Source organism: Streptomyces wedmorensis, assembly GCF_000716445.1.
In the GTDB taxonomy this organism is placed as follows: Bacteria; Actinomycetota; Actinomycetes; order Streptomycetales; family Streptomycetaceae; genus Streptomyces; species Streptomyces wedmorensis.
This window is the reverse complement of record NZ_JNWK01000146.1, coordinates 1-1,342: the sequence shown is the minus strand read 5'-3', so window position 1 is coordinate 1,342 and position 1,342 is coordinate 1. Positions and strand designations below refer to the sequence as shown.

At 68.6% G+C, this 1,342-nt stretch carries 2 protein-coding genes; both read left to right on the top strand.

Annotation, left to right across the window (positions count from 1 at the left end):
* Window positions 1-58 precede the first annotated feature (58 nt).
* On the top strand, window positions 59-928 hold the full coding sequence (locus OO54_RS40825; RefSeq protein ID WP_033212773.1) for an IS5 family transposase: 870 nt from the start codon (window positions 59-61) through the stop codon (window positions 926-928).
* Between the two features lie 72 nt (window positions 929-1,000).
* Complete coding sequence (locus OO54_RS40820) at window positions 1,001-1,330, top strand: hypothetical protein (RefSeq protein ID WP_033212772.1); 330 nt, start codon at window positions 1,001-1,003, stop codon at window positions 1,328-1,330.
* The last annotated feature ends 12 nt before the right edge of the window (window positions 1,331-1,342 follow it).

Genomic DNA, 1,342 nt, shown 5'->3' with positions numbered 1-1,342 from the left:
CTAGGGCGTGTTTTGGAAGTAGGTTTCGCCGCTCGCCCTGTGCCGTGATGATCGCGGTGTGGGGCGAGGGGATCTTTCTGACGAGCAGTGGGCCGTGCTGGAGCCGATGCTGCCGGTGGCGATGCGGGGCAGGCCGGCGGTGGGCCGGCGCAGGCTGGTCGATGGGATCCGGTGGCGAGTGCGGACCGGTGCTCCATGGAGGGATCTGCCGCATGAGTACGGACCGTGGCAGACGGTCTACGGACTCTTCCGCCGCTGGCAGCGTGACGGCACCTGGACTGTGCTGCTGACCAGGCTGCAGGCCCGGGCGGACGCGGCAGGGCTGATTACGTGGGAGGTCAACGTGGACTCCACGATCTGCCGGGCCCATCAGCACGCCGCAGGTGCCCGCCGCGACGGACATGCTCAGAACGAGCCGCCTGGCGGCATCCATGTCGAACCCGGCGACCACGGCCTGGGCCGGTCCCGCGGCGGTTTCACTACGAAGATCCACCTGGCCTGCGAACAAGGCCAACGGCCGCTGTCCCTGCTGGTCACCGCCGGACAGCGCGGCGACAGCCCCCAGTTCGCCGCCGTTCTGGAAGGCATCCGAGTGCCCCGCACCGGGCCCGGTCGTCCCCGTGTCCGACCTCTTCGGGTGCGAGGCGACAAGGCGTATTCCTCCCGCGCCAACCGGGCCTACCTGCGAAAGCGCGGGATCCGCTGCACGATCCCGGAGCCTGCCGACCAGGTGGCCAACCGCAAGCGGCGCGGGAAGGCGGGCGGGCGGCCTCCGGTCTTCGACCGCGAGGACTACAAGGCCCGGCACGCGGTCGAGTGCGGGATCAACCGGCTTAAGCGCAACCGGGCGGTGGCCACCCGGTTCGACAAGCTCGCTGTCCGCTTCGAAGCCACCGTGCTGATCGCCGCGATCGGCGAATGGCTATGACCAGCAGGTCCTGCCGTTCCGGCATGCCATGCTGACCACGGTGAGGGCGAACAGGGCGAGGGAGAGGCAACGATGGGGGCTCAGTACTACGGCGCCGACAGCGAGAACGGCGACCGCATCGAGGACCCCTCCGAGGACGCGTTGTTCATGATGGTCAGCGACCTCAACGACTCCGATAACACCTTCGTCGTCGTCCAGCCCGACGAGGACGACCCCGTCTGGTTCGTCTCCGTGGCCGTCCTGGACGAAGGCGGCTACGAGATCGCCCGCCGCGACACCACCCGCAACGAGCACGAGGTCACCACGGCGACCAGCATCAACGACATCGCCCGCGACCTGACTATCTGGATGGCCGCCCGCGACTTCCCCGGACGGCCAACCAGGCAGGTCAGCGAGTTCTAAAACACGGCCTAG

Bases quoted from the DNA above. Each gene is read 5' to 3' on its own strand.
- OO54_RS40820 (WP_033212772.1), top strand. From the start codon at position 1,001: ATGGGGGCTCAGTACTACGGCGCCGACAGCGAGAACGGCGACCGCATC.